The organism is bacterium, assembly GCA_026398675.1.
Classification (GTDB): domain Bacteria; phylum RBG-13-66-14; class RBG-13-66-14; order RBG-13-66-14; family RBG-13-66-14; genus RBG-13-66-14.
This window is the reverse complement of sequence record JAPLSK010000269.1, coordinates 1-2,862: the sequence shown is the minus strand read 5'-3', so window position 1 is coordinate 2,862 and position 2,862 is coordinate 1. Positions and strand designations below refer to the sequence as shown.

Genomic DNA, 2,862 nt, shown 5'->3' with positions numbered 1-2,862 from the left:
GCTGGTGAGGGGTAAAGCGGCGTGAATTAAAGTCCCCGCCCTACATTTAGGACCGTGCGATTCCCCCCGTAGGGGCGACCCTCTGTGGTCGCCAGCGGGCGGGGACGGAGCCCCGCCCCTACGTCGTCGCAATCGGCGGTGCACAGGTAAGGGTTAGGATCGAGGTCGGGAACGTGAAAGCGGCGGGGACTAAAGTCCCCGCCCTACATTTAGGACCGTGCGATTCCCCCCGTAGGGGCGACCTTCCACGGTCGCCCGCTCACCCGACCGGTCGGTCGGCCCCTACTTCGGCGCAAACGGCTGGACGGTAAAAAAAGGCGGACCGAAAAGCCCGCCCGCTTTCATCCCCGCGACGCCTACACCGACGGTCGGCCCCCGGAGCCCGGCTTGGGCGCCTCGGCCACGAAGGGCGTCAGCGTGGCCCGGTCGAAATCCTCCGGCAGGGCGAAGCTCTTCAGGTACTCCTCGGTTATCCGCTTGAGGTTGGCCAGCGCCTCCCCGTAGGTGGCGCCCTGGCACATGGTGCCCACCTCGGGGCAGCGGGCCAACCACACCGCGCCCCGGCGGTGGATGACGGCGGACAGCGTGACGCCCATCGGCCACCTCGCTCTCGGATAAGGGTATCGTTTCGCGGCCTTCCAGCCCTCAAGCCCGGATCATCACCAGGAGCATCTTCGCCCTTTCCTGGGCCCGCAGGGCGTGCGGCTCATGGGCGGGCATGACCAGCATCTGGCCGGTCCCCACCTGGCTCGGTTTCCCGGAGATGGTTATCTCCAGGGAGCCGTCCACCACGAGCACCACCGCGTCGTAGGGGGCCGTGTGCTCGGAGAGGCCCTCCCCGGCGTCGAAGGCGAAGAGGGTCAGCGTGCCCACCGGCTTGTCCACGATGGCCCGGCTCACCACCGCGTGGGGCTGGTAGTCCAGGAGGCCGGCGAGGTTTTGCGGTTTTCCGGAAAGTTCGGCGTCCGTCGGCATGGTTTCCTTTTTCCTTCTGTAGGGTGGCTCCGGTTGCTGGCCGCGGCTTTCGCTCCCCGCTTCGACCCTCACCCCTACCCGTCGGCGCGCCGCTCCCTGGAAGGGAGAGGGGGACGGCCGCCTCGACCCTCACCCCCGCCCGTAGGCGAGCCTCTCCCTGGAAGGGGAAGGGGAACCGCTACACCCCCCTCCCTGGCCCGTAAGCGCGCTTCCCCCCAAAGGGGGGAGGGGAAATCACAGCAGCCCTCACCTAAGCCCGTGGGGGAGGGTCTCCAGACCCTCCCGCTCATTGTGCCTTTGTCCAGTTCCAACCCCGACCCTCACCCCCACCCGTAGGCGAGCCTCTCCCTAAAAGGGAGAGGGGGTTATGTAAACCCCTAGAACCCGGCCTTGATCACCCAGCTTGAAGCTGGACACGGCCCCGCGGGGAGAGGTCGCGCTCTACCCGTGCCTTTTCCCGCGAGCGTGGCCTAGAATCCTGCTTTAATCAACCCCCAGCTCACCTCTTCCACCCGCTGGTCGAACTCGATGGTAATGCGGAAGCGGTGGTAAATCTGCACCGGATAGCCCACGTCCTCTTCGAGGTCTTGGTGGTAGAGCAGGCGGTTGGTGTCCGTGCGCGTTATCCAGGTATTGAGGTCGGCCCCGTTGTCGCCCATCCACTGGACCTCGATAAGAAGGTTGTCCAGGCCGTCGTAGTGGAAGGGCTGGAAGTCGGGCATCTCGAACCAGCCGTCGGCGGAGACGTCGAAGACGACTGGGTCGGCGGAGGAGACCGGCTCGGGCTCGTTGCCGTCGTAGTTGGCGGTGAACGATCAGAAGGGCAAGTTGCAGTCGGCGTCCATCTCGCCGACGATGACCTCTTCAGCCGCCGCGGGGGCGCCCAGCGCGATCAGGAGCAGAAGTACAGGCAACCGCTTCACCGGTCCTCCCCGTTGTGGAAGATGTATCGTCTCCAAAGCTAATACATTATAGCACCTTTCACGCCGTTTCGTCGGGTCCGCCCAACATCGGCGCAATTGCGCGGCATGGGCCGGGGCGAGGGCCACCTTAGAAAAAACGGGCGGGGTACGGAGCCCCCGCCTTACATTTTCCCCTCCCCCCTCTGGGGGGCGGCGCGCCGACGGGCTAGGGAGGGGGGCGGGCGGGAGAAAAAACCCGCCCCTACATCATCGCAATCGCCGAGGCGCGGACAGGGGGTGTTCAGGGGGAAGCCCATGTCGCCGATGGCGACCTCGGCGGCGGTGGCCGCGGCGTGAAACGGAATCGAATAAAGAAGCGCGACGTTCACGAGAAAGCCAACGACCCTCGTCATCCCTTTTTCTTCCGGTGGGCCTGGAACGCCTGCCCCAGCGTCCCCCCCAGACCGTAGTACATCCGACCGTGGCCGTAAACCACCGAGGCCAGCCGATCCTGGTCCACCCGGCCGTCCCCGTCGGCCGCGCTCCGGGCGACGTGGACCGCCAGCACCTCGCCCACGAATAGGTCGTGGGAGCCCAGGGGGAGCGTGTGCTTGAGGGCGCACTCGATGTTGACCGGGAACTCGCCGATGCGCGGCGGCTCGACCTTCTCCGAGGGGACGGGGGTCAGGCCGGTCTCGGCCCACTTGTCCACGTCCCGCCCGGAGGCGGTGCCGCAGAAGTCCACCGCGACGATGTGCCCGGCGGCGGGGAGGTTGACCACGAACTCACCAATCTCCGTAATCAGGGGGTGGGAGTGGCGGGTCGAGCGTACCGCGATGGCCAGTTGGGGCGGGTCGGCGCAGACGTTGGCCGCCCAGGCCAGGGTTATCAAATTCGCCCGCTCCCCGACGCCGCAGCTCACCACGACGACGGGCGCGGGGTAGAGATACGTGGCGGGCGCCAGGGTCAGCTTGTCCATCGGAAT

Annotated in this window: 4 protein-coding genes; all 4 read right to left on the bottom strand. The window is 66.7% G+C overall.

The window, feature by feature from the left end:
• Positions 1–356: 356 nt before the first annotated feature.
• The gene (locus NTW26_08355; GenBank protein MCX7022262.1) at positions 357–596 is read right to left on the bottom strand and encodes a type II toxin-antitoxin system HicB family antitoxin; all 240 of its coding nucleotides are present in this window, start codon (positions 594–596) and stop codon (positions 357–359) included.
• A 49-nt stretch (positions 597–645) separates the two neighbouring features.
• Positions 646–975 (bottom strand): cupin domain-containing protein, encoded by a 330-nt coding sequence (locus NTW26_08350; GenBank protein MCX7022261.1) that lies wholly within the window; start codon positions 973–975, stop codon positions 646–648.
• Between the two features lie 470 nt (positions 976–1,445).
• Entirely contained in the window at positions 1,446–1,697 is a 252-nt protein-coding gene (locus NTW26_08345; protein MCX7022260.1) for a hypothetical protein, read from the bottom strand.
• A gap of 589 nt (positions 1,698–2,286) precedes the next feature.
• Complete coding sequence (locus NTW26_08340) at positions 2,287–2,856, bottom strand: flavin reductase family protein (GenBank protein ID MCX7022259.1); 570 nt, start codon at positions 2,854–2,856, stop codon at positions 2,287–2,289.
• Positions 2,857–2,862 lie beyond the last annotated feature (6 nt).

Coding starts and splice junctions, on each gene's coding strand:
- NTW26_08355 (MCX7022262.1), bottom strand. CDS start 596: ATGGGCGTCACGCTGTCCGCCGTCATCCACCGCCGGGGCGCGGTGTGG.
- NTW26_08350 (MCX7022261.1), bottom strand. CDS start 975: ATGCCGACGGACGCCGAACTTTCCGGAAAACCGCAAAACCTCGCCGGC.
- NTW26_08345 (MCX7022260.1), bottom strand. CDS start 1,697: ATGCCCGACTTCCAGCCCTTCCACTACGACGGCCTGGACAACCTTCTT.
- NTW26_08340 (MCX7022259.1), bottom strand. CDS start 2,856: ATGGACAAGCTGACCCTGGCGCCCGCCACGTATCTCTACCCCGCGCCC.